Origin of the sequence: Domibacillus sp. A3M-37 (assembly GCF_024213455.1) — a bacterium.
Taxonomy (GTDB): Bacteria; Bacillota; Bacilli; order Bacillales; family Domibacillaceae; genus Domibacillus; species Domibacillus tundrae.
The window spans coordinates 704,042-728,582 of record NZ_JANAVL010000001.1; the positions used below are offsets into that span (position 1 = coordinate 704,042).

Genomic DNA, 24,541 nt, shown 5'->3' on the forward strand with positions numbered 1-24,541 from the left:
AAGAAGATCTTGAACGGACAGCAGGCATTAGCGTTACGCTTGAGAACAATGCCAATTTATGTTCATTTGCGGAACATGTCTATCAGCATAGTGAAGAAAAGCTGTTCCGGATTCATTCGCGGGGCAGCTTTTTCTATGGGAAAGAGGCTGTTCTGGGCCGGTATTTTTCGTTTTGGGGCGGTATCTGGAGTGCTTGGGCTGGTATATGTTTTTTCCGCCCCAGGCGTCCATAATACCGCCCCAAATTCAGTTTTTCCGCCCCAAACTACTCCCATTTCCACTCTTCCGGGAGCTGATAGACTCTTCCTTTTGCCTCTCCTTCTTTTTTTACTGCCCACTTTCCTAACAATTTTTTTGCAGTAGATTTAAAAAGATGCCGCATCCGAGGCAAATCCATCTTCGCTTCACTCGCTTGACCAGCCAGCAATGGCAGGATTCACAGTGGATACCGGTTTGCAGGTGCTCCGGCTGGACGTTAAATTTTTTCATAATATCCGGGTCATGAGGTTGATGGCACCGTTCAAGCTTATTAGCCAGCTGATAGACTTCTTGTTTTGTTAAAATAATTTTTTTCTCCTGATGAAACTCATCTACTTTAGCTGGAATCTCTTGAGCGTACATAATGAGTGATTGGTCGAAGGTATCTGGCGGAGTCATTTCCATGCGGACATTCGGGTGAGTAAGTGCGATGGCAGCCATAATTGGGATCGGGCGGTCCAGCCAATGTTCAAGCCCACGCTTATGGCGGAGCACTTGAGTTATCGGATCATCAAATGTGACATTGCCTCTTCTAAGCTGTCTTGTCACACGGTCAAAAATAAGGTGGCCGCTAAAATGTTTAGCGTCAATGATGATAATCATATGCTGGGTAATCACGACCGTATCCATTTGAAAATGAGTATAGCCGGTGGAAAACGGGAGGCGTATATCATGAAGAACCCTGATCGCACCTTCAATTTCTGATAAGTAATATAGCAGCTTGCGTTCCCATTCAAAGCCGGCTTCGCATCGTGCCAGTTCTTCTTTTACTTCTTTCCTCGGTATAATGCGACGTTTATTAAGTGACGTTAATTTCGTATGCAGGATTGACTTTTTCACGGACCTCTCCCCTTTCACTCCCAGCATACAATGTTTCCCTTTAAAAATCTTATTACTTGGTTAAAATTTACACTTTCTTCACAAAAAATCACTCGCTTGGGGCGTTATTTTTCATTTATGGGCGGTTTCCGTGGTGCTTGGGCCGGTATATGTTTTTTCCGCCCCAAACGTCCATAATACCGCCCCAAATTCAGTTTTTCCGCCCCAAGCAATAAAAAAATCCCGCCGAGGACTTCCTCAGCGGGATCATCACAACTTATTTCATCCACTCTGTGTGGAATGTGCCTTCTTTGTCAATACGCTTGTACGTGTGCGCGCCGAAGTAGTCACGCTGCGCCTGGATCAGGTTTGCAGGCAGTGTTTCAGTGCGGTAGCTGTCGTAGTACGCAATTGCGCTTGCGAATGATGGAACCGGGATGCCCGTTTCGATCGCAAGGGAAACGACTTTACGAAGCGATGTTTGGTAATTTTGAACGATGTCTTTAAAATAGCCATCGAGCAATAAGTTTGGAAGCGCTGGATTTTGATCAAACGCTTCTTTAATTTTTTGTAAAAATTGCGCACGGATGATGCAGCCGCCGCGGAAAATCATCGCGATGTCGCCGTAGCGAAGGTCCCAGCCGTACTCTTCAGATGCAGCTTTCATTTGTGCAAAGCCTTGTGCGTATGAGCAGATTTTGCTCATGTATAATGCTTGGCGGACAGCTTCGATCAAGTCTTTCTTTTGATCTTCGCTTACCTCGGCAGCAGAAGGACCGCTTAGCTGCTTGCTTGCTTCGATACGCTCGTCTTTCAACGCGGAAATAAAACGCGCGAATACAGATTCCGTAATGATTGGAAGCGGCACGCCAAGGTCAAGCGCGTTTTGGCTCGTCCATTTGCCTGTTCCTTTTTGGCCGGCTGCGTCTAAAATGAGGTCAACAAGCGGCTTGCCTGTTTCGTCGTCTTTTTTCGTGAAAATATCCGCTGTGATTTCGATCAGGTAGCTGTCAAGCTCGCCTTTGTTCCACTCAGCAAATGTTTCTGCCAGCTCATCTGTTGACAAACCGATCACGTTTTTCAGGATAAAATAAGCTTCAGCAATCAGCTGCATATCGCCGTACTCGATGCCGTTGTGCACCATTTTCACGTAGTGTCCCGCACCATCTGGACCGATATACGTTGTGCATGCTTCGCCGTCTACTTTCGCAGCGATCGCTTCAAAAATCGGACGCACGAGTTCAAAGGCTTCGCGCTGGCCGCCCGGCATGATAGAAGGTCCTTTAAGCGCGCCTTCTTCCCCGCCGGATACGCCCGTTCCAACAAAATTCAAGCCAAGACCAGCAAGTTCCTTATTACGGCGAACCGTGTCCTGGAAGAACGTGTTTCCGCCATCGATAATGATGTCGCCTTTATCAAGATGCGGTTTCAATGAATCAATTGTTGCATCTGTTGCCGCACCTGCTTTAACCATCAGCAAAATTTTGCGCGGTTTTTCAAGTGAGTTTACAAATTCTTCAACGCTGTACGCGCCCTTGAAGTTTTTCCCTTTTGCTTCTTCTTGTAAAAAAGCAGTTGTTTTATCCGCGGACCGGTTAAATACCGCCACAGAGTATCCTCTGCTTTCGATGTTAAGCGCGAGGTTTTTGCCCATAACGGCCAAACCGACGACGCCAATTTGTTGTTGTGTCATAAATGATTCCACCCTTTCTTTTTTTCCCCTTAATTAAGCATTATAGCGAAAGTTATTTTGAATTTAAATACTGTTCTTTACTTTCAATCAATTTCTGCAAAATAGGACTCGGGTTCCCACCTAGTTCTTTCCAGCTTTTTTCGTGGCGGCGCAGGTCGTAAAGCGTCAATAATTCGTAGTCACCGCCATCAAATGAACCATCACGGTTAATCTGGTACCAAAGGTCGCCATTTGGCCGGATCCATTTATCGCCAGTTGATTCAACGGCCTGGCGAATGTCGCGTGCGGCAAACAAATACTTTTTATTTTTCGTTTCGTTATATGCTTTGATAAACATATTCGCTTCGCCAAGCGCGTGGTTCAGCGACGCGTGAATAAACTGCTTGCCTTGCTGCGGCGAATAATAATCAGCCGGGTAATAACCGTTTTCGGCCGGGACGATATTGTCAATACTGATTAAATTCAGCAGATAATCGCTGTACTCAATGAGTGCCGCCTCCAGCTCCGGTACTCCGAGTTCTTTTCCAATCCGGTGCAAATAAAGCGCAATGAGCTCGTTATGGCGCGTATCAACGTACGGCGCGGTAATGTCATATTTTTGCTTCAGCCACGTACTTGTAAATTCCGTTTTCCAAATAACGTCTTCGCGGGACTCGCGATATACCCATAAATTAGCAGCAGATTGTACAGTTAAATTATAAAAATAACGGTCTTGATACTTGAAGAAACGATCAACCGCTTCTTTTTCAATCATTGTGCCGAGATAGCGGCCGTAGCCGTCTTTTGTAAACGGCTCGACTGACCACGGAAGCTTTTTCATCGGACCATCGACTGTAAACCAGTTGTTTACTTCTTTATAGTTTTCTTTTTGAAAGGTAATCCACTCATTCAAGTGATTCGTCTCATTGAAAAGCGGCTTTTCAGCCAGTAAAAACCATTGCTCTGTCATTTGATCACGTTCAGACGTTAACTCAAACTCAACACCTTTTTGTGTATGGGTAACTGTATCATTTTCAGCGAGCAATTCTCGAATCGTACTTTCCCGCCCGCTTCCATACAATTCAGTGAGTGTTTTTGATGTAAACGAATGGCTCATGACGATTTCATTCATAAATTGATGATTTTTTGTGTAGCGGAATAATCCGACAGGCGGTTTTGTTGGATCAATACCTGTTACTTTATTGTGATCTCGCTCCGGCATGTCTTTCGCCCAGTCAATCACATAATAATCATCTGCATCCTCCATTGCAACGGTACCTTTGAGTGTTCCTTTTCCCTCAAGGCGCATCATCACAAACCGGTCGCCGTTGTTCAGCTTCCGCACATTAACGGTCACATTCGCTGAACCAGCGTCAAGTTCGTATACCGTGTCTTTATACAGAGAATCAAGCCCGTCAGGTTGAAATTCACGCTTCAAACCAAGACCTTCTGCTTCTAAAAGAAGGATCCGGCTGCCTAGCGAGATTTCCGTCGCGTTCGCTGCCGGCTCCGCCTCACTGCCCGCTGTACAGCCTGCCATCACCATCGTCAAAAACAGAAGGAGGAAGGCTTTTTTCACGATAATGCTCCTTTGTTGCGTTTCACGATGCTTTGCAGCTTGCGAAACCCTTCCTTGTAAAAAAGAAACAAGCCGATTACATAAAGCACGACACCAGTCGGGACAAGAACCGCCAGCTGCCAAAGCGAATACAGCTCTTCAACAAACGGACGCATAAAATAAAGCGGCACTGCCATAAACGCCGTTACAATGGCGGTCCGGAGCAGCAGCCCGACCAATCGAGCAGGTTCTGATTTGTCAAAATCTTTGTAAACAAAAATCGTACACGCTGTTAAATAATAAAGGGAGACAATGGACGTTGTGAGCGCTAAGCCCGGATAGCTGAATGGTCCGATAAACAGCCAGTTAAGCAGTACGTTGATCGCAATGGTAAACACGCTGATCCGAAAAACAGTTTTTGTTTTCCCTTGTGCATACAGTGCTTTTGCGACAATATACTGCATCCCCTGCGTCACGATTGTTGGCAAATAAAAAACGAGTGCGACATACGTATTATGCGTATCTTCGGCGGTGAATTTCCCGCGTTCAAAAATAAATGACAGCACTTCTTCACCGACAATCCAAAGTCCAGCTGCAATAGGAGCGAGTGTGAGCAAAGAAATTTGCATGCCGCTGAAAAATGTATTTTGAAAACGCGGCCGGTCGGTGATTTGTTCTGCAAGCAGTGTAAAAATAATAACCGCAATCGTTGTCGCATAAATTGTATGTGGAATGGATGACAGCAGCTGCGCATTATTTAAATACGTAACTGGTCCTTCCCCAATACCGGATGCAAATCCTTTATTAACGAACACATTAATTTGCCCGACAACCGAGCTGAGAATCGCCGGAGCAAGCAAAATAAGAAACGAATGCTGAAATTCTTTATCACCAGACAAGACCGGCTTCCACCGGTAATCCGTTTTAAACAAGTAAAAAAACTGCACAAAAATACCGAAAATCGTTCCGACAATAAACCCGTAAGCGAGACTCGCAATGCCCCACTGCTCAGAAAAAAGAAGCGCAAATGATACACCAAAAAGGGTTTGCAAAAGTTTGGCGACTTGGGATGGGACAAAAATGCGCCGCCCTTGCAAATATGAATCTAAAATACTCGTTAATGCGATGAACGACATAAATACGAAGAAAAATCGCGTAATAGAAATAGCGGTCTCCGCCGTTGCATCTGTCATATTTCCGTAAATAATCGGGACGAACCAAGGCGCAAATAAATAACCCGAAAGAGAGATTAATATAAATAGAAGAAACGTGACATTCATAATGGCACTGGCTGTCCGGTCGGTCCGCTCCGGATCGTTCTGCCTGTTCTTCACATAAAGCGGCAAAAAGACGTTATTAAAGCCTCCGGCTATCATTGCAATAGCCAATGTAATAAATGAAAAAGCAAGTAAATAGCCATCGGTCTCGCTGCTGACGCCGAACTTATACGCCATAATGCTTTCCCGGACAAAGCCAGATAATTTAACGATAAGTGCAAATATGGCGAGCCACAGCGCTGTTTTTTTCAAAGACATAGTTGTCGTACACCCCAGTTTTTATTTAAATTCCCCTGTTTATCTTACCTTATTTGCCTCCTTCATGCGAGAATCCGTCAGAAAGAGTCCAAAAGAAACACTGTAAGATAAGCTGACAAAATCACACATTCTTTTTCTTTTATGTTTTATATTAAAGATACATTAAAAATACATCTTCATTTTGAAAGGAGTTTTTTAAATGAATATTTTCAATTTCTTTTACGGATTCTTAGCCAATGGCGATGCTGATAAAGAGGTTGCATACAATTTGACGGATTCATTTACAGGTATTGAGTCTTACTGGATGCCCTCATCTAAATAATTTGAATAAATGAAAGAGGCTGTCCTATAAGTCAGGAATAACTGACATTTGTAGGATGGCCTCTTTTTTGTTATAAAGATAAATGCTGGAATCGGCCGAAAAAACGGGAAATAGACCGGAATAGGGCGCGCAATGACCGGATTTTCTTTTTTCCGGCCGTAGCGCTCTACAATCCGGTCCATTTAAAAAAATCCGTCCATTCCTAGGCCTATTTCGGTCATTTATCAAAAAATCCGGTCTTTCAACTATATCGAGCCTTTGTTTTTACTTCGCAATTAGCAGTTTATTAATATATTGACTATAAATATAGCCTTCCGCCTGTGTCTGAACGTCTGATACCACTTGTGCCCATTCTCCGTCTTTCAAGATTGTAACAGGCATTCTGCTTAATGAATACGTGTATAAAGGGCTGCCGTTTGGACTCGTGCGAACGTTTAAATCAGTTGTGCTTGTGAAGCCCAGTGTGTATTGCTTAGCAAAGTCCTTGCCGCCAAGCCCTTGATCGACCGTGTACATATGTCCCGCGAGTTTCGCTCCCCAGTTTGGATCAGAAGCATATTTTACATTCATGCCATTTGATTTATTTCCCGGGACCGAACCGTTAGAGCGCCAATGGTTTGGCAGAAAATACCCTTCACTTATATACTGCTTGGCTAAAGTCGTGACACCTTCCTCTACAGAAGCAAATGTCGTCCCCGTATTTGTCTTACTATCAAACACACCAATCCCAAATAAGTTGTTTAAATACTGTGCTTTGGGACTCACGCCATAGTCACTTTCATGAATAGCCATACTAACAATCAACAGCGCACTTACATTAAACTGGCTTTCTACTTTTTTCGCGATCGTACCCAAGCCTAGTAATTTACTTTTTGTCGTAGCATTTGAATACTTTGACGGATACGCAGCCTGGCGCTCAGCCAGTACATTTTTAATGTAGTTATCAAGCTCTGCTGCTGTGTAGCCCGTTTTCACACGGCCGGATAAAAATTGAAAGTATTGATATTCTCGGCCAACTTGCTGCCCATTGGCATTATAAAACGAATAGCCATCCCAGCTGTAATACTTGGAACCTGCACGCATAAATGACGGGGCAGGTCCTGCTGTGTATGAGGCCATCTGATTGGTATCAACATTATAAATATGGTGAACAAGCAGCTCGTTTGAAACAGAGTAATAGCTTCGTCCTTCTGCCCCTTCAAACGGAACAAGAAGTGCGTCTGCTTGTTTCATATAATAATAATCTCCACCGAGATAGACTTTCACATAAGAATCTGTTGACGTAATGTACTGTAGTTCAGTTGGAATACCGCTGCTCCCAGTTGCAGAAGCAGTTACGTACGTTTTTGCATTTTTCAGTGCTTCGTCCATATAAAGATCAACAGTTGCATTATTGCTTAAAGGCTTTGCAAAGACAATACCTGCGTAATCCTTCATATAAACAATTTTTCCGTCTTTTGTCAAAAGCTCTGCACCGCTTTTCGTCATGGCCTGTTTTGCTAGCTCAAATGATTCATATTGCACCGGTGAAAGCGTCACACTGCCTTCACTATCCACATTGGCTGCTTGATACGGTTTGACCGGTGGTTCCGGCAGATCCCCTTCCAGCAGGCGGTAAATAAAAGCGGCTGCCTGGTCACGACGAGCGTTGTCATCCGGACCAAATCGCCCATCTGTGTACCCGGAAATAATACCGAGATTGACGCTTTTGCCAATGGCAATACGGTGCGCCGAACTAACCCCTTCAATATCAGTAAAAACAGGGGCGATATAAGCCGCTTCTTTTCCTAAATAATGAAGGGCATTATTAATCATAAGCGCCATATCTTTTCGGATAATTGTCTGTTTCGGTGAGAAGTTGCCATTCGAACCGCCGTTCACGATGCCTGCTGCCGCGGCAGCATTAACATATGGAGCGAGTTTGCTAGATGACGAGACATCCTTAAACACGGCCGGTCCCTCCGGCAATTCAAGCGCACGCGCCAAAAATGTCGCGAACTCTTCACGTGTTACACTATTTCCAGGCTTGTATGTACCGTCTTCATATCCGCTCATCACACCAGCGGCAATGATCGCGCGAAGCTCTTTTTCGAGTGTGATGCCTGTTACATCGTCCATGGCATGTACGGTGTTGTTTAGCGATGGCAGAAGTGGGAATAATAAAACAAGCGCCATCACGATTGAAACTGCTTTTTTCATCCTAGATTGAAACTCCCTTCAATTGTTGGTGGCCTGCATTTGGAACTATTTCTAGTATATAGAAAAAACAGCCCCGGGGTAAGGGTCCGGGACTGATTCTTTTCTTCTTATTGAGCATTCATAGCGTTGTAGATTGCCACTGTAAATGCTTCGCGTGTTGCGTTGTGTGTTCCATAGAACTTTCCGCCTTTGAAAAGGCCTGTTTTATCAATCGATGCCATTGTCACAATACCTTCATACGCCCAGTGATCTGCACGAATATCAGAGTATCCAACACTTGCAGCAGCGGTTTGTGACATTTTCAATTCAAATGCACGCTGCATGATGGATGCCATTTCGTTACGCGTCATTTCTTCTTCTGGACGGAACGTTTTATCGTCAAATCCGTTGATGATGCCTGCTTCACGAATCGCTGCAATATCATAAGCAAAACGATAAGACTTTGGTACATCTTTAAAGTGACTCATGACTTCCGGTTTCAATCCGAGTACACGATTTAAAATCGCTGCTGCCTGTCCGCGTGTCACTTTTGCTTCCGGACGGAATGTATAATCATCAAAACCATTAATAACTTCTTTATCTGTTAGTGTTTTAATTGCTGCGTATGTTGTTTCTGATTTTGCTACGTCTGTGAACCAATCAGGTACAACGGGCTCTTTTACAACGCGTTTCGAGCCTGCGTATTTCGGTCCCCAGTAAGAGTTGTTAAGGGAGACAAGCGCAATACCCTCACTCGAAGTTGCGTTTAACACCATATTTCCACCAGCATATACACCTACATGCGAAATGCCTGCTTTATATGTATTGGCGAAGAAAACAAGATCCCCTGGCTGCAAGCTGCTTTTTGAAACGGCTGTGCCGACTTTATACTGCTGTTCTGCTGTTCTTGGCAGTGAAACGTTCGCTGCATTTTTATAAATATATTGTGTGAATCCGGAACAATCAAATCCGTGTGGTGTTGTTCCACCAAAGACGTAAGGGACACCCATAAACTTTTTGCCATAAGTCACGATCGATTCTCCGACAGACGCCGCTTCCGTTTTTAACGATGTTAGCGGGGACAGAGTCAAAAGCATGACTGCAGCAATTAAAGCTGTTATTGCTTTTTTACAACTGTTCACCATAAACCTCCCAGTTTCTCTTTGTCTCTAAAGACCAAAGGCTAACTTGCACCGCGTCCTGCGGAAACGCCTTCGTGACCTGCATCCTGCAAGCCTCTCTTTTTCTCACTTATGTAAGTGTATCAAATTTAAACCCAAAATTAGGTTACGTTTCTATTACATTCTAATATCCATCCACAACATTGATAGAGTAGGGATTATATTTGATTTTAATCCAAAAATTGTTATTTATCGCTTATAGGAAACGTTTTTTTCTTTCAATTTCTACATTCATGTAATATTGACATCTTTATGAAATAAAACTGAAAATTCTAGTTAATGAAAAAGATGTCAGCTGGAATGACCTCGCTGACGCCTCAGAGTGTAGACAAATAAAACTTTTTGTCCGCACATCTGTTTTTTCTTATACACCCTTGTTCTTTGGTTATGGCGGTTTATGGCGTTCTGATTGGAGCCGACATGCGGCGGGCTCGCGACTTCGCGTTCCGCGGGCAGGCGCTGAGCTCGTTTCCGTCGCTACGCTCCTCTACCGATCTCACCTGGCCAGCTAGTCCCGCAGGGTCCCGCAGGAGTCTTCATCGCGAGCCCGCCGCCGCTGTTTCTATAAGAGCAGCGCATGAAAGAGCCGGTTCATGCGAACATACTCCGCTGTCGGCAGCGCCGAAGCGGGACCGTTACGATGCCCACTCGTTTTTCGCGAATAAAAGCCAGCCAAAAAACGGCACGAAAGTTCGCTGCTCTTCCAAAAAACGGGGTGAAGCAAAAAGGGCGCAGACTCCTGCGGGAACAGCGGTGAACGTGAGACCCCGCAGGAGCGGGAGCGACGAGGAGGCTCATGCACTGCCCGCGGAAAGCGGAGTCCTTTTTGCTTCACCTATCGGCCCCTTCAAAAAAAGACTGACGACTTTGTCGACAGTCTGAGGCGTCAGCGAAAATGATCCGCTGACGCCTTTTTCTATTTATCTTAATTCTTTGTTCAATACTCGTGCCAGGAATGTGGCAAATTGTGCTCTGTTCATATGCGTATGCGGACGGAATGTTCCATCTTCATATCCGCCGGCAATACCCGCTGCTGTAACTCCGTTTATATATTCATAGCCAGCAATGTTTGCTGTAATATCTTTCAGTTCGCTTTTTGCGGCTGTTTCAATCTGATAGGCTTTTGAAATTAAAATCGCCATCTCTGCGCGTGTCACAAGTTGGGCCGGCCGGAACGTTCCATCTCCGAATCCATTCGTAATGCCGGCATCTGCTAAACTTTGAATATAGCCGGAAGAGCTTACGTTTACGGTTACATCTTTAAAGGTTGTTGCACGCTGTGTGCCATTCAACCCGAGTGATTGCCCAATTAAAATCGCTGCTTCTCCGCGTGTAATATTCGTTTCCGGACGAATCGTTCCATCCTCAAATCCAGTCATAACCGCCTCATGATACAGGTACGTTATGTAACGGTCGTACCATTTCGTTGAACGCAAGTCACTTATTTTTGGTGCAGTGGTTGTCGCTTTTAATGTTGTGAACAACACTTCATCTTCTACGCCATTTACAACCGGGTGAAAATAATAGGCGACCGTTCCGGCTGATGCATAGTCTGTCCATTCGTCAGCTGTTTCACTTTTGCCAATTAATGTGTCACCGCGATATACGTTATACGCACCGAACCTGTCTGTAAGATCGCTTGTGTCCACCGTCAGTTTTCCTTTATTATCGGTTGTATAAGGAAGTTCGATTCCATGATTAATTGGATTTTTATCTACTTGAACGAGCCCGTATCCGAAGTAACTGTCCCGTCCTGCTGCACCTAAATCTTTTGCGTTTTTTTGCAAAAGAGCACGAATTTGAACGTTCGTCATTTCCGGGTATTTTTCCTTATACAATGCCGCGATTCCCGAAACGTAAGGCGCAGCCATTGACGTGCCGCTTGATGTCGTATAATCGGAATCCGGATATGTGCTGTATACTTTTACACCCGGTGCTGTTAATTCTACTTCTTTCCCAAGAGAAGAAAGCGGATCAATTTTGTCATTTTGGTCAATAGATGAAACCGCAATGACGCTGTCAAACTTTGCCGGATACTCAACGGAAGAGTCACTTCCTGAAACTGGAGGACCTGTGTTTCCTGCAGCGCCTACAATTAAAATGCCGGAATCATATGCTTTTTTCATAATCGTTTCAAGCGCTGTTTCGTAAATAGGCGTTGTAATGCTGACATTTAAGATATCGACTTTTTGCCGCATTGCCCATTCCACACCTGCAATCATCGTACTGGTTGTTCCATAGCCTAATTCATTCAGCACTTTAATGGCATACAGGCTTGAGGATGGCGCCACTCCAACGGTACCGAATGTATTATTGTTTGCTGCAATAATACCAGCAACATGTGTGCCGTGTCCCGAATCGTCGTTGTATGAATTCGGGCAGCCGGCAGGATCAACAATTGTCATTAAACAAATTCCACCTACGACACGTTTTTGTAAGTCTGGATGCCGTGAATCGATACCCGAATCTAAAACACCAATTTTCACACCTGCACCGCTTAATGAAGCCGGCAACAAATTTTTCATCCCGACTTTTTCATAGCCGTAAGGAATCGTCTGTGCAGATGACTGGACTGGCGTATCATACGCAATGGATTCAACATCCGGTGCCATTTGAAGCGCTTTTTTCTGCGTATCTGTTATTGTGATGGACGCAGCCGGAATTTCTTGAAATATGTAGTCGATCGATTCCGAATATTGTTCCAGCAGTTCGCTGTCGACTCTCTTTTCAAACATAATTACCGCCTGTCTGCCGTCCGCTGTATTTGCTTCTGACGACGACGGAGTATAGAAGAAAAGAAAAATAGCTATGAAAAATAATGTGAAAAGTTTGGCAGCATTCATATGTCGGTCACCTCTTTCTTCTGACTAAAAAAATAAGAGAGGCCCTGTTTGGGGTCCCCTCTTTATTGTACACGGCATGTATTGAATATTCTATTTATATATTGACCTATTTTGCAACGTTATAAAGCGAGTTTACATCATAGCCTTTTGCTTTATAATAGTCCAAAATACCGTAATAGATTGCTTTTGACATTGAATTCAGCCAGTAATCTGATTTCAATTTATCATTATCGCCTTTATTGGTAATAAAGCCGAGTTCAAGCAATGCAGATGGTACTGTGTTGTTTTTCAGCACATAATAGCCAGCTTGTTTAACGCCACGATCCTTCAAATCCCATGCTGCAATCATACGATCTTGAATCTTCGCTGCAAGCAGCTTGCTGTCTGCCGCATTTTGGCTGTTTGCTGCAGCCGAATAAAATGTTTCAGTCCCCGATGCACTTGCGGAAGCTGCATTGGCATGAATGCTGACAAAAACATTTCCATTATTGCGCTTTGCAAAAGCGGCACGATCCGCCAATGTAATAAATGTGTCTGTTGAACGTGTCATTTTCACATTAAAAGGCGTCTGCTTTAACAAGTTGTTTACTTTCAATCCTGTTTTAAGCACAACGCTCTTTTCTTGCAAGCCAAAGCCGCTCGCACCTGGATCGCTGCCCCCATGACCAGGGTCAAGAATAATTGTCTGGTTTGTCAGACGCGGATCTGCTGTGGAGACCGGCGGCTTTGTTGCACTGACTGTTTCTGTGCTGCGCAAGTAGGATGAGTTAACAAAACCAATTGTTGTGCCAGAGCGGATATACGTCCAGCTGCCAACTGAATGAGCGGCTGCTACGCGTGCATCTTTGGCAATTTTGCCTTTTGATGCATATGCTGTGGATGGGCCCGAACGAACATTAAGGTCGCCTGTATTACTCCACATCGTCGTTTTAAATTCATCTGTTTGAATCGTACGGAATGTCGGTGCAATTGCCCGGGCAAGGAAAACTGCAAAGTCCGCCCGTTTGATCATTTGATCCGAACCGAATGAACCGTCTGCTACACCGTTTGCAATGCCGCGTGATGTTAACGCTTTTGCTGCGCCGGATAATGTGCCGCCGAATGAATAGCCAAAGGCTTTTGACAGCATGACAGCCATTTCCCCGCGGGATACTTCTTTATATGGTAAAAACCGTCCGCCATCATATCCGGAAAGAACGCCTTTTTCTACAGCAGACTGTATGTAGCCTGAAGCGAAATTGCCTGAACCTACATCGACAAATTTTGTTGTCCGTTTCGTTCCGTCAAGCTGAAGCGCACGACCGATAAAAGCGGCTGCTTCTGCTCGTGTCACAGTTTTATCCGAACCAAAAATCGTCGCTGAAGACCCGTTGGCAATCCCTCCTTCCGCCAGATAGTTCACTTCTTTCGATGCCCGGTACGGAACATCCACGAAGCCTGCTGCGCTGGCATTCTGTCCAAAACCAAATAGAGGAACCGTCAAAATAAACGCCAATACGACAAAGAAAAAACCTCTTTTCACTTTTCTGCCTCCTTTCTTAAAATTTACCACCTAAGTCTAGCATATAAAATGTAATCTAAAAACCTTTCTTTTTTAATATTTAACAAAAAAACTGCTATTTTATTAGATTCCCCCTAAAAATGTAATTTTTCTGTAACAGTTGTCACTACGAAGAAACAATAGAACAAATGTTCTTTTTTGTTGCATAAAAGGGGCTGTTTCATGCTATAATGGAGAAATCTTATAGAATCGAAAGGGTGCCATCTATTTTGACGAAGGCGAAAACGCTGTTTACTGATTCATCTTCTTTAGGGCGGGCGGATTTGTTTTCCATTCCGGGCGTTATGCGGGCGTCTGACTTGAAGCCGGCTCTCTCTGCCGGGAAGTCCGCTAACGACTGGAAAGAATTCGTGCTGTCTGCTTTTCGAAGCCGCCTTTCAGCCGAAAAAATTCAAGACGAGCCGTACCAGACGGAATATGTGGCGAAGGAGTTGTACCAGGCGATTCTCAAAAAGGCACCCTCTGATCGGGAATGGTCCCTTCTCTTCCGCTTGTTTACGGCTTTTTATTCATTTTCTGCTCTGGCAGAACAGCTGGATGAAGCGGCTTTAGCCCCGGAAACAGCAGAGCGTGCGGCTTATGATGTACTATTTTACTTTTCGGATGAAGCGTATGATGCCGCGAAAATGACAGGCAGCGCGACGCCGTTTGCGTTTGAATCATATATTGAACAGTTACGGACGGATGCAGGACGATTGCTCGGGTTTCCATTTGAGCGATTCCCGGCAGCTCGCCTTGATGTATACCGTCTATTATGGGATTCACTTTTTACAAGAACGGAATGGCGCTTGGCGGAACTGGAACGAATTACACTCGCAGCCGGCAGCAGCACTGTGCAGCATGCGGCTTTTTTACACCAGCTTTATTTACTGGGTGAAATGGATCAGTTTGCAGCAAAAGCCTCTGCCGCACCGGTGGACTTATTTCCATACTTTCTTCACTGGCTGCAGGATTCAAAACGATCTGGGCGCTTTGTGCATGTGCTTCGTTCTGCTGCGTCAATTGCCCGCGATGGTATTTTAACAATTGAAAATGAATATAGCCGGCGCATGTTCGTTCGGCAGCTGATTCGGCTCGTCGACGAAGATGACGTGTCTGAACGCGCTCCTTTGCTCGTGAAGGAGCTGTATACATCGCTTTTGCCGTTCAGTTATGTGTCTCTCAGCTATTTTCTGATCGGCCGAGGCGACTACGCGGAATGGGTCGATTTGCAGATGCTTGTCGATGCAGATTTAACCGACCTTGACCGTGCCGGCTTAAAAAGTGCTATAAAGGATGCGCCCGAGCTCGCGCTGCCGCTTCTTCACCATGGCACTGCGTCACTCATTGCGGAAAGAAACCGGACATCTTATAAAAAAGCGGTCCGGTTTATCAAGCGAATGCGAACCATTTATAAAAAAATAAAACGAACGGACGAATTTGACCGCTGGCTCGACTGGAAACTCGGCGAGACAAAGCGGCTTCGTGCGTTTCAGGAAGAATGCAGAAAAGGCGGACTGCTGGATGATTAATCTCGGAATGATTCATCTTGTCACACAATTTGAACATGGATTTTTCTATTTACGGGCAATGGATGCAGATGGTGCGCCATTGTCTTTTGATTCGTGGACGCGCCTTTTATTCGGCGGCCACGCGGAAAGCTTTTATGGAACGAAATTAACAATCAGCGAACTGGACAGCAAGCCCGCTGTCCGGCTGACACCATTTGAATGGGCATCGCTCTTTAAAGCGGAACACTTTAACCGTTTTGCCCGCTTTGAGTGGGATGAAGCCGGCCACTTTAGTCTTGCTTGCGCACCGGTGCTGTATGAAGCCGTCTTTGAGGCAATGCCTGCCTTTATAGAAGAGGGCATTCAATGGACAGTACCAGAAGGTGTACATGATGAATTCGCAGATGCATTTTGGCAGGAATTGATTTTTGGCGAAAGCCGCCTGTTGTTTGTGGAACGGATTTTTCCATTGATTGCAGCAGAAGCGCACCCGAATATGACCGCAGTCATGGACTCGATCGGCGCCAGATTAACAGCGGATGAATTAAATCGGTATTTTGACCCAGAACGGCTTCAAGCTTATCTTTCTGCTGGCGAACCCGATGCCTATGAAGCAGGTCTGCGTTTGTCAGAACCTCAGGCGGAAGATGAAAGCTGGACACTTGAACCGATTTTGCTGCGCAGCAAGCCGGCTGAAAAAGTGTATGAATTAAAGAAAAAACTGCCAAAATCGGCAGAGCCGTTCGTGACTGGTGCGCAGGAAGAAATCAACCGCTGGCTCCGTCTGTTCCCTGAGCTTGATGATCATGGGGAATTAAAGCGTTTCTTGTCTGAAGAAGAAGCGATTGCCTTTTTAACGGATCGCGGAGAAAAATTAACAGCACTTGGCATTCCCGTGCTGCTTCCTCCCTGGTGGGAATCAGTCCGTTCAGCGGCTGTATCGATCGCAGCAGATGTCCGGGATGGGAACAAACAGTCGTTTGTCGGCATGAATGCTATTTTGGACTTTGATTTTAAAGTAGCGCTTGGCGGAGCGGAAATGACAGAAGAAGAATTTTTATCGCTTGCTGGAGCTGGTTCTCGTCTTGTAAAAGCAAACGGCCGCTGGGTGCACCTTGATCCAGAAGTGATCGGAAAAATTAAAGCGCTCATGGAAAAAGCAAAGCAGGAAGGCCTAACTGTTGTAGATGTGCTCAATCAGGAATTTGCGGATCCGGACGATGCCGCTCGCGTGCACATCCGGCTGAACCGCTCTCTTCAAGCAATGATCGACCGGCTGAAAAGCGGCGCGGATATTCCGCTTCTTGCTCCGCCGGATAAACTTCACGGCGAACTGCGCCCGTATCAGCTCGCTGGCATGAGCTGGCTGCTGTTTTTACGGGAATGCGGCTTCGGAGCATGTCTTGCCGATGATATGGGGCTCGGGAAAACAGTGCAGCTTATTTCGTACTTGCTGCATGTCAAAAAAAATGAACGTCCGGAAACACCGGCGCTCATTATCTGTCCAACGTCTGTGCTTGGCAACTGGCAGCGTGAACTCGCCTTCTTTGCGCCAGACTTGTCCGTTATGCTTTATTATGGAAAAGACCGTCCGCGGGATGAAGCTTTTTTAGAAGAAATTTCGCATGCGGATGTCGTGCTGACGACCTATGGACTCGTTCACTCTGATTTTGAAACGCTCCAAAAAGTGGAATGGAGTACAGCCGCTTTGGATGAAGCGCAAAACATAAAAAATGCAGGCACGAAGCAATCACGTGCTGTCCGAAAACTAAACAGCCGCCATGCGGTCGCACTCACCGGCACACCGATGGAAAACCGCCTGTCCGAGCTATGGACGATATTTGACTTCACGAACCGCGGCTGGCTCGGCTCGCTTACTCAATTTCAAAAAACGTATATGGCGCCGATTGAAAAAGATCATGATGCCGAACGTGTTACCGCTTTGCAGGCAAAGATCCGGCCATTTTTATTACGCCGGACGAAAACCGATCCGGAAGCGGCACTTGGACTGCCAGATAAAGTTGAACAAAAAGAATATTGCCCTCTTTCTAAAGAACAGGCCGTTTTATATGAGCAAACCGTCCGCGAAACAATGGAGCAGATTGGACAATTATCCGCTTTTGAACGGCGCGGCCTCATTCTCCGGCTTTTAAATGAGTTAAAGCAGCTATGCAGCCATCCGGCTCTCTATTTAAAAGAAAAAAAACCGGTTGATGTGCGGAGTCGTGCATCAAAAATGGATAAACTGATGGAACTAGCCGGTAATATTTTTGAACAAAATGAAGCATGTCTTATCTTTACCCAATATATTGGCATGGGCGAAATGATTCAGCGCGAACTGGCGGAAGAATTCGGCATCCGTGTTCCCTTTTTAAATGGCTCTACGCCAAAGCTGGAACGCGACAAACTCGTGATGCAGTTTCAAAACGGCGAGTTTCCCTTCTTTTTGCTTTCACTGAAAGCGGGCGGTACCGGCTTGAATTTAACTGCGGCCAATCACGTTATTCATTATGACCGCTGGTGGAACCCTGCAGTCGAAAACCAGGCGACAGACCGGGCCTATCGAATTGGTCAAAGTCGGTTTGTTCATGTACATAAATTTATTACGACAGGCACGATTGAAGAAAAAATTGACGCGATGATTGAATCGAAGCAAGCGGCGAGCAGTGAAATCATTCAAAGTGGCGCATTTATTGCTAATATGAATGATCAGGACCTGTTAAATTTGTTCAAATTGGACAAAAGCCCCGCCTCACGCTAGAGGAGCATTTGGCGGAGCAGTGGCTGGCGCCATTACGAAGATAGAAGAGGATCATCCAGCAGCCCGCTTTCCTGCCGGCTGCTTTTTTACTTTCGGCTTTCTTTTTCCAATTTCTCAATTCGTTCTTCAAGTTGATAAATCATTGATTTCGCTTTACCAAGCTGAAAAATCACATCTTCAATGACACGTTCGACTTGATCCGTCATACAGCTCACTCCTAAATTAACGGTACCGTCTGAATGACTCCAGGCAGTTCTTTTGTTTCCATTTCCTGTTGTTTTTTGCTCAGAAAACGAATCGTCTGAACAAGCACTTCGGTTACATAAACGGTTTTGCCATTCGAATCTTTGTAATTTCTCGTTTGAATCATGCCCAGCACTGCAACAAGTGATCCCTTTTCGCTGTACTTCGCTGCTGTTTCCGCCAGACGGCCCCAGACTGTACAGTAAATAAAGTCTGTGTCCGTTTCACCTTTTGCATTCCGGTACGGTCTGCTGACCGCAATCGTCGTTTGCAAAAGCGGCGTTCCATCGGCCGTATGCCTTACTTCCGGATGTTTCGTCAGCCTGCCAACAAGCGTCACTTGATTAATCAGCTTGCTCTCCTCCTTCCATTTGAATGACTTTAGCATAAATGAAAAAGGTATTTTCGGACAATTCTCACTTTATTTTATTTTTACCCATTTTTTTCGAAAGAATGGGAATCGACAAACAGACCATCTACTGTTGCATCCAGTTTCTTTTGGACAAAAAATGATTTTTCGCTTAATTATTGATATACTTTTTTATAAATCGCTTTCATGAGAGGAGCGTGTGTTTCTTGAAAACCTTTAAAGTGGCAGCATTTTTTATCGAGAAAAACGGAGAGCTGATTCCAATCACACTCCAAGATGGACTGGTCATTAATCGTGAAGATGAACAGCGCTCCTGGCTGATTGAATTATTTTTAAATGAAGAAGACGTGCAGGCGGTCCGCGCATTTGAACAAGATAAGCAGTTAACGGTACGCATCGCGATTTCCCACCGTGGAAATGACCCGGCGATGTTCAATGCAGCGATTCGTTCTTTTCAGCCGCTTGAACTGGGCACGAGCGTCCTGTTTGACGCACAACTGCGCCAAATACGAAACGAGTATGCGAAGCAAGTGCTTCATTCTCTTATCGAGCAGGGACTAGAAGGTGAAAAGCTGATTGAAGTGTTTTCCGAAGCAATTCGAAAGCGCCCAAACACGCCAGACAAAGAAAAAAACGTTTTCCGTTAAAGGAAAACGTTTGATTAATGGACAATCCTCGACCGCAGACCGTCCTGCCCCGTTTGAATGGTTTGCTGAAGCAATTGAATAATATAGTGTATATCTTGTTTTGTGTAGGACTGTATCGGCATTTCCGCGTCATACACTTGAACGTACATGAGTGAAGCCAGTGCTAAGTCCTGCTCATCTGCAGGACTTAGCCCTTCGGCTTTTTTTTTTCGTACTCATTCAAAAAATCGATATAAAAACGCGCTTCCGCCTTACATGAAAAGTCATAGTCCGTTCCGAGCTTTTCCTGCAGCGCATTAATTGTCTCAATTTGCACTTCTGTCGGTTCTTCCGAGAAGATTTTCGCAACCACTTTATTGATTTTCACCGCCATCTCTTCATGAAACCGCGGATCGTTTTTTACATCACTTGGCACGTCACTGTACCATGAGGCATTTTGCTGAATGTAGCGTTGCCATTCTTTCATGAAGTCGGACGGGCTGTACGTATCCTCATCCCACATAATGTTCGCCATATATTGTTCAAACGCCATCGTAATTGAACGGGTAATACTAATTTTAATACCGTGTGATAAACCATTTAATATTGACATTGCCAATAGGTACCTCCTAGAAATAGCCTCATTGACTTCTCTAAAATAATAACTCTTATACTCTATCATACTTTTGAACCGGTGACAAAATTTTTATATACAAAAAAAGCAGCGGCCGGTTATGAATTAAAACTTCCGGCGCGTTGCTTTTTTTGTTAGCTGTCCTTATTATCAGCGTCTTCCATATCCTTTTGATCTTCCACAACATCTTCTTCCGGTGTATTTTCATCAGTGGCCGGATCCATGTCATCATCTGTATTCGTATCTCCTGTTTCACCATTTCCATCCATATTGGTATCCTCGTTGCCTTCATCTAGTGCATCGTTGACACCTTCTTGCGCATCATTAACTCCTTCATTGACTTCATCCTGTGCATCATTGACACCCTCATCAACGTTATCCTCTACATCATTGCCCTCTTCTACAGCCGGGTCGTTAGCTGGCTCATCTGGCTCATCATTTCCGCCGCCACAGCCTGCTAGAAGCATCGCTGCAAGTGCTGATCCACCAATTAGTTTTAAAAGTTTTGCATTCATTCGTAAAAATCTCCTTTCACTAATTCCAATTTATTTGCTTACATGCACTAGTGTTTCCCGTATTTGGTCAAAATAACCGTTTTTTTTTAAAAGAGGCTGGAAGTCCTTATTTTAAAAGACAGAGAAATGTTAAACATCATAAATAACCTGTTTTGAGCAAAAATAAGCGATGCTTAAAATATGGTTATTTTAAGCATCGCTTATTAATTAGTACTATTCGAGCGCAAACATTAAATCCGCTTCACATACAAGTTCGCCATCTACTGTTGCCGTTGCTTTCGCTTTCCCAATTGAACCGCGCAAACGGGTCATTTCGACTTCAAGGCGAAGCTGATCACCCGGGACGACCTGACGTTTAAAGCGGCAGTTGTCAATCCCCGCAAAAAAAGCGAGACGGCCTTTGTTTTCTTCTTTTTTAAGCATTGCGACTGCGCCGACCTGCGCCAGTGCTTCAACGATTAAAACCCCCGGCATTACCGGGTACTCTGGAAAGTGACCGTTAAAAAATTCTTCATTAGCAGTCACATTTTTGATTCCGACCGCACGCTTGCCATCTTCTGCTTCGAGGATCCGGTCCACAAGCAAAAACGGATAGCGATGTGGGATTGTTTCTTTAATTTCACGAATATCCATGTTGACACCCACCTTTAAAAAAGACTGTTTACGACTACATCATACAATTGAATCCATGTGTCCGCTTTAAATACTTCTATCGGGTCTCCTTGACCGATAATGCTGTATCCAATCAGCGCGCCAATAATGGCTGTCAGGACAATGAAAAATAATGAGATCATAAATCTGCCGAGGGGGGTGAGGCGGGTTTCTTTCCTCCGCTTCAGTTCATGTGCCACTAGTATCCTTCCCCTCTATCTAACCCCATTAATTAAGCCCAGCATTTGATCTGCGATGGAAATCGCTTTAGATTGAAATTGGTAAGAACGCTGCGTGACCATCAGATCACTCATTTCTTTTGAAAAATCGACATTGGACATTTCAAGCGTTCCGGCTTGAATGCCAGCTTCCTGCCGCTCTGCCGCATTTAAATTTCGCAAAATTTGATTTTGGGCTGTCGCCGGATTTTCCGGCAGTACAAACATACTTGCAGAAGCACGTTCTAAAAACTGCGGTTTGTCGACTTCGACAAGACCGAGAAGACCTGCTGCCTGCTTTTCCATATCATCCTCTGCCATAACGATCGGATTGTTGTTTTCATCAAGCACTGTATGACCTTCTGATGTAACAAGCATAACATTTCCCCCGCCTGCTGATGTAACGGAAAAAGAGCCATCACGCGTATAATGCACACGATTATTGCCTTGTTCGTCCTGCACGAGCACTTTAAAAAACTGATTCGGCTTCGTTAAACCAAAATCGAGTGACCGGCCTGTCTGCTCAAGATTTCCTTGTGTGCCGACCGTTTGCGCCTGCGCCATCATTGCACCAGTACCAAGCCGAATACCATACGGTGTCAGCCTTCCCATATCTTCGTTTTCACGGTACATGTTGACAGTTTGCTGATGAATGAGATCCGCAAAAGTCGCGTGACTTCGTTTATATCCAGTTGTGTTTATATTCGCGACGTTGTTGCTGGTGACGTCCATCTTTTTCTGAAGCTGTGACAGCGTATTGACCGCATTAATCATTGTTCTATTCATGCTGCGCTCTCCTTTATGTGACGCGTCCGATTTCATTTGCTGCTTTTTCCATGCTTCGATCGTATGCTGTCAGCACTTTTTGGTTCGCTTCAAACGAACGGTACGCCGAAAGCATATCAGTCATCGTCCGCGCCATATCAGTTGTTGATCCTTCTAAAAATGACTGCTGGATTGAAAAGACGGCTTCATCTGCGTCGAACGCGCTTGGAAGCGCCGCCCCATCGATCCGGTACAGTCCGTCACCTTCTTTGATTAAATCATTCGGATTTTGGGCATATGCTACGCCGATTTGAGCGATAGCCTGACCGTTTTCTGTAATTCGGCCCGATCCATCCACTTCAAATTGATCGGACGTTAATTGAATGCGTTCTCCGTCTGTATCCTGAATATAAAAACCAGAAGCCGTCGTCAAATACCCTTCAAGATCTAGTGTAAAGTTGCCGTTCCGCGTATAGCGCGGTTCACCAGCCGCATTTTGAACCGCGAAAAAAACAGATTCTCCCTGAAGTGCTAAATCCGTCGTCAAACCTGTTTCTCTTAGATCACCTTGCCGGAAATTAGGAACTGTTTCCTGTAAATATACGCCAGTATTTAAAGAACCAATTTGCGGTTCAAAAGGCAAATTTAATTTATTTTCGACCGGTATAGACGTTTCATCGATTCGCTGCAGCAGCATTTCCGGAAAAGCTCTTACGCTCGTTTGGTCTGCTTTATAGCCCGGTGTATTCGCATTTGACATATTATTTGTTAAAATTTCAGTGCGCCGCTGCTGCGCAATCATGCCCGAAGCAGCTGTGTAAAAACCTTTAAACAACTTATTCACCTCATTTTCAAGCAGTAGACGCCGTCTTCATTATACAATAGGCACTATATGTATTAACAGAAAATAATAAGAAAATTACACAGAATGAGACAATATAAATAGAGCTGCTTTTGCTAAGCAGCTCTGTTGTATTATATCTTTCTTTTTCTGGAAGAAATTCGGTCCATGCTATCGAGCATAATACCTGTACCAATCGCCACACAATCCATCGGGTTCTCCGCGACGAAAACCGGCACTTTCAGTTCGTCCGCCAGCAACTGATCAATGCCGTGTAATAACGCCCCGCCTCCTGTCAGCATAACACCGCGGTCAATAATATCCGCTGACAATTCTGGCGGCGTTTGTTCCAGCACCTTTTTGGATGCCTGTACAATTTGCGCAACAGATTCGCGCAGCGCTCCTTCGATTTCTGTTGAAGTGATCGTTAAGATACGCGGCAAGCCGGTCATGATGTCACGCCCGCGAATTTCCATTTCTTCATTCCGCGCACTCGGATACACTGTGCCGGCATTCATTTTGATTGCTTCCGCTGTCCGTTCGCCAATTAACAATTTGTACTGCTTTTTCACGTAGTTCATGATATCCGCATCAAATGTATTTCCGGCCACTTTAATCGATTCAGCCGTAACAATCGCGCCCAGTGACAAAACGGCTACATCCGTTGTTCCACCGCCAATGTCTATCACCATGTTGCCGCTTGGCTCAAAAATGTCCATGCCGGCGCCAACCGCTGCCACTTTCGGCTCTTCTTCAAGATAAACGGTTTTCCCACCGCTTTTTTCCGCTGCTTCACGGATCGCTTTTTGTTCTACCGCTGTAATTTGCGTCGGGCAGCAAATTAAAATACGCGGCTTAGACAAAAATCCTTTTACATTCAATTTATTAATAAAATGCTTCAGCATCGATTCCGTTACATCAAAATCAGCAATAACACCGTCACGAAGCGGCCGGATTGCGACAATATTTCCCGGTGTCCGGCCAACCATTTGATACGCTTCTTCTCCAACTGCTAATACTTTATTCGTGCTGCGGTCCAGCGCCACAACTGAAGGTTCATTTAAAACGATTCCCTGTCCTTTTACATGAATCAAAACGTTGGCCGTGCCAAGGTCAATCCCGATATCTCTAGATAGCATATTCAATTCCCCCTGAATTTTCTTCATCTATTTTTCATATAATGTTAGGTTTTATGTTCCAACTACTTATCTTACCATATATTCAGGGAAGAATGGACGGTGAATATTCGTTTTTAACCATGAAAAAGGACGCTCATTGGAAACTTGAGACGTCCTTTTGTGCTTATCGGGCATAAACAAGCCACGAGCTCACAAGATATGGATCACGAATGCGCTGCCGCGGGACCACACGACGTGGGTCACGAAGGCGTTGCCGCAGGACGCGGCGTTCTTAGCATTCGATCATTACAGTGTGCTGGTCCTTAGACCGGCCTCTTCCACTTTTGCTTCATCCAGTTCCAGAGGCCAGGCTCTCGAGGTC

The 24,541-nt window shown here is 44.9% G+C and carries 22 protein-coding genes; 5 read left to right on the forward strand and 17 right to left on the reverse strand.

Translation table 11 applies throughout. The annotated features are described in order from the left end of the window. Positions 1-62 precede the first annotated feature (62 nt). The 5 genes from NLX67_RS03415 to murJ form a co-directional block, all read right to left on the reverse strand. A complete protein-coding gene (locus NLX67_RS03415; protein ID WP_254310400.1) occupies positions 63-275 on the reverse strand; it encodes a hypothetical protein in 213 nt (70 codons plus the stop codon). Positions 276-342: 67 nt separating this feature from the next. Continuing rightward, complete coding sequence (locus NLX67_RS03420) at positions 343-1,098, reverse strand: nuclease-related domain-containing protein (RefSeq protein WP_254310401.1); 756 nt, start codon at positions 1,096-1,098, stop codon at positions 343-345. A 256-nt stretch (positions 1,099-1,354) separates the two neighbouring features. After that, entirely contained in the window at positions 1,355-2,770 is a 1,416-nt protein-coding gene (gene gndA / locus NLX67_RS03425) for an NADP-dependent phosphogluconate dehydrogenase (protein ID WP_254310402.1), read from the reverse strand. Between the two features lie 52 nt (positions 2,771-2,822). Continuing rightward, positions 2,823-4,328, reverse strand: coding sequence for a hypothetical protein (locus NLX67_RS03430; protein WP_254310403.1), 1,506 nt, complete (start codon positions 4,326-4,328; stop codon positions 2,823-2,825). Beyond that, positions 4,325-5,842, reverse strand: coding sequence for a murein biosynthesis integral membrane protein MurJ (murJ, locus tag NLX67_RS03435; protein ID WP_254310404.1), 1,518 nt, complete (start codon positions 5,840-5,842; stop codon positions 4,325-4,327). Before murJ ends, NLX67_RS03430 begins: the two co-directional genes overlap by 4 nt. A 199-nt stretch (positions 5,843-6,041) precedes the next feature. Here murJ and NLX67_RS22720 point away from each other — a divergent pair, with 199 nt between their 5' ends. After that, the gene (locus NLX67_RS22720) at positions 6,042-6,164 is read left to right on the forward strand and encodes a hypothetical protein (protein ID WP_256519533.1); all 123 of its coding nucleotides are present in this window, start codon (positions 6,042-6,044) and stop codon (positions 6,162-6,164) included. A 264-nt stretch (positions 6,165-6,428) separates the two neighbouring features. Here NLX67_RS22720 and NLX67_RS03440 read toward each other — a convergent pair whose 3' ends face one another. Both NLX67_RS03440 and NLX67_RS03445 read right to left on the reverse strand, forming a co-directional pair. Further along, complete coding sequence (locus NLX67_RS03440) at positions 6,429-8,363, reverse strand: S-layer homology domain-containing protein (protein WP_254310405.1); 1,935 nt, start codon at positions 8,361-8,363, stop codon at positions 6,429-6,431. 107 nt (positions 8,364-8,470) lie between these two features. Continuing rightward, the gene (locus NLX67_RS03445; RefSeq protein ID WP_254310406.1) at positions 8,471-9,487 is read right to left on the reverse strand and encodes a C40 family peptidase; all 1,017 of its coding nucleotides are present in this window, start codon (positions 9,485-9,487) and stop codon (positions 8,471-8,473) included. A gap of 613 nt (positions 9,488-10,100) precedes the next feature. On the opposite strand from NLX67_RS03445, the gene NLX67_RS03450 reads away from it, so the two are divergent. Further along, positions 10,101-10,280: a hypothetical protein gene (locus NLX67_RS03450; RefSeq protein ID WP_254310407.1), complete on the forward strand. Its 180-nt coding sequence runs from the start codon at positions 10,101-10,103 to the stop codon at positions 10,278-10,280. 163 nt (positions 10,281-10,443) lie between these two features. Here the strand turns inward: NLX67_RS03450 and NLX67_RS03455 are convergent, their stop codons facing one another. Next, positions 10,444-12,366, reverse strand: a complete 1,923-nt coding sequence (locus NLX67_RS03455) for a S8 family peptidase (RefSeq protein WP_254310408.1) — start codon at positions 12,364-12,366, stop codon at positions 10,444-10,446. A 106-nt stretch (positions 12,367-12,472) separates the two neighbouring features. Next, positions 12,473-13,888: an N-acetylmuramoyl-L-alanine amidase gene (locus NLX67_RS03460; RefSeq protein WP_254310409.1), complete on the reverse strand. Its 1,416-nt coding sequence runs from the start codon at positions 13,886-13,888 to the stop codon at positions 12,473-12,475. A gap of 248 nt (positions 13,889-14,136) precedes the next feature. Between NLX67_RS03460 and NLX67_RS03465 the strand changes: the two genes are divergently transcribed. Further along, positions 14,137-15,438: a hypothetical protein gene (locus NLX67_RS03465; RefSeq protein WP_254310411.1), complete on the forward strand. Its 1,302-nt coding sequence runs from the start codon at positions 14,137-14,139 to the stop codon at positions 15,436-15,438. Beyond that, on the forward strand, positions 15,431-18,178 hold the full coding sequence (locus NLX67_RS03470; RefSeq protein ID WP_254310412.1) for a DEAD/DEAH box helicase: 2,748 nt from the start codon (positions 15,431-15,433) through the stop codon (positions 18,176-18,178). Before NLX67_RS03465 ends, NLX67_RS03470 begins: the two co-directional genes overlap by 8 nt. 217 nt (positions 18,179-18,395) lie before the next feature. Here NLX67_RS03470 and NLX67_RS03475 read toward each other — a convergent pair whose 3' ends face one another. Further along, a complete protein-coding gene (locus NLX67_RS03475) occupies positions 18,396-18,773 on the reverse strand; it encodes a single-stranded DNA-binding protein (protein ID WP_046181398.1) in 378 nt (125 codons plus the stop codon). 224 nt (positions 18,774-18,997) lie between these two features. Here NLX67_RS03475 and NLX67_RS03480 point away from each other — a divergent pair, with 224 nt between their 5' ends. Continuing rightward, positions 18,998-19,438 (forward strand): YwpF-like family protein, encoded by a 441-nt coding sequence (locus NLX67_RS03480; RefSeq protein WP_254310413.1) that lies wholly within the window; start codon positions 18,998-19,000, stop codon positions 19,436-19,438. 187 nt (positions 19,439-19,625) lie between these two features. Here the strand turns inward: NLX67_RS03480 and NLX67_RS03485 are convergent, their stop codons facing one another. The 7 genes from NLX67_RS03485 to mreB all read right to left on the reverse strand — a co-directional run bounded on the left by NLX67_RS03485 (position 19,626) and on the right by mreB (position 24,180). Then, entirely contained in the window at positions 19,626-20,030 is a 405-nt protein-coding gene (locus NLX67_RS03485; protein WP_256519576.1) for a hypothetical protein, read from the reverse strand. A gap of 155 nt (positions 20,031-20,185) precedes the next feature. Continuing rightward, positions 20,186-20,566 carry a hypothetical protein gene (locus NLX67_RS03490; RefSeq protein WP_254310415.1) on the reverse strand — a complete coding sequence of 127 codons (381 nt, stop codon included), beginning with the start codon at positions 20,564-20,566 and terminating at the stop codon, positions 20,186-20,188. 213 nt (positions 20,567-20,779) lie between these two features. Then, on the reverse strand, positions 20,780-21,199 hold the full coding sequence (gene fabZ, locus NLX67_RS03495; protein WP_069938535.1) for a 3-hydroxyacyl-ACP dehydratase FabZ: 420 nt from the start codon (positions 21,197-21,199) through the stop codon (positions 20,780-20,782). 14 nt (positions 21,200-21,213) lie between these two features. Then, positions 21,214-21,417 (reverse strand): DNA-directed RNA polymerase subunit beta, encoded by a 204-nt coding sequence (locus NLX67_RS03500; RefSeq protein ID WP_046179029.1) that lies wholly within the window; start codon positions 21,415-21,417, stop codon positions 21,214-21,216. Between the two features lie 15 nt (positions 21,418-21,432). Next, positions 21,433-22,221 carry a flagellar hook-basal body protein gene (locus tag NLX67_RS03505; RefSeq protein ID WP_046179030.1) on the reverse strand — a complete coding sequence of 263 codons (789 nt, stop codon included), beginning with the start codon at positions 22,219-22,221 and terminating at the stop codon, positions 21,433-21,435. 13 nt (positions 22,222-22,234) lie between these two features. Continuing rightward, positions 22,235-23,035: a flagellar hook-basal body protein gene (locus NLX67_RS03510; RefSeq protein WP_254310416.1), complete on the reverse strand. Its 801-nt coding sequence runs from the start codon at positions 23,033-23,035 to the stop codon at positions 22,235-22,237. A 140-nt stretch (positions 23,036-23,175) separates the two neighbouring features. Next, complete coding sequence (gene mreB, locus NLX67_RS03515) at positions 23,176-24,180, reverse strand: rod shape-determining protein (protein WP_254310417.1); 1,005 nt, start codon at positions 24,178-24,180, stop codon at positions 23,176-23,178. Positions 24,181-24,541 lie beyond the last annotated feature (361 nt).

Excerpts from the sequence above, each read along its gene's own strand:
- NLX67_RS03415 (WP_254310400.1), bottom strand. The coding sequence starts at position 275 with ATGGGAGTAGTTTGGGGCGGAAAAACTGAATTTGGGGCGGTATTATGG.
- gndA (WP_254310402.1), bottom strand. The coding sequence starts at position 2,770 with ATGACACAACAACAAATTGGCGTCGTCGGTTTGGCCGTTATGGGCAAA.
- murJ (WP_254310404.1), bottom strand. The coding sequence starts at position 5,842 with ATGTCTTTGAAAAAAACAGCGCTGTGGCTCGCCATATTTGCACTTATC.
- NLX67_RS22720 (WP_256519533.1), top strand. The coding sequence starts at position 6,042 with ATGAATATTTTCAATTTCTTTTACGGATTCTTAGCCAATGGCGATGCT.
- NLX67_RS03440 (WP_254310405.1), bottom strand. The coding sequence starts at position 8,363 with ATGAAAAAAGCAGTTTCAATCGTGATGGCGCTTGTTTTATTATTCCCA.
- NLX67_RS03445 (WP_254310406.1), bottom strand. The coding sequence starts at position 9,487 with ATGGTGAACAGTTGTAAAAAAGCAATAACAGCTTTAATTGCTGCAGTC.
- NLX67_RS03450 (WP_254310407.1), top strand. The coding sequence starts at position 10,101 with ATGAAAGAGCCGGTTCATGCGAACATACTCCGCTGTCGGCAGCGCCGA.
- NLX67_RS03455 (WP_254310408.1), bottom strand. The coding sequence starts at position 12,366 with ATGAATGCTGCCAAACTTTTCACATTATTTTTCATAGCTATTTTTCTT.
- NLX67_RS03470 (WP_254310412.1), top strand. The coding sequence starts at position 15,431 with ATGATTAATCTCGGAATGATTCATCTTGTCACACAATTTGAACATGGA.
- NLX67_RS03485 (WP_256519576.1), bottom strand. The coding sequence starts at position 20,030 with ATGTCAATATTAAATGGTTTATCACACGGTATTAAAATTAGTATTACC.
- NLX67_RS03490 (WP_254310415.1), bottom strand. The coding sequence starts at position 20,566 with ATGAATGCAAAACTTTTAAAACTAATTGGTGGATCAGCACTTGCAGCG.
- fabZ (WP_069938535.1), bottom strand. The coding sequence starts at position 21,199 with ATGGATATTCGTGAAATTAAAGAAACAATCCCACATCGCTATCCGTTT.
- NLX67_RS03505 (WP_046179030.1), bottom strand. The coding sequence starts at position 22,221 with ATGAATAGAACAATGATTAATGCGGTCAATACGCTGTCACAGCTTCAG.
- mreB (WP_254310417.1), bottom strand. The coding sequence starts at position 24,180 with ATGCTATCTAGAGATATCGGGATTGACCTTGGCACGGCCAACGTTTTG.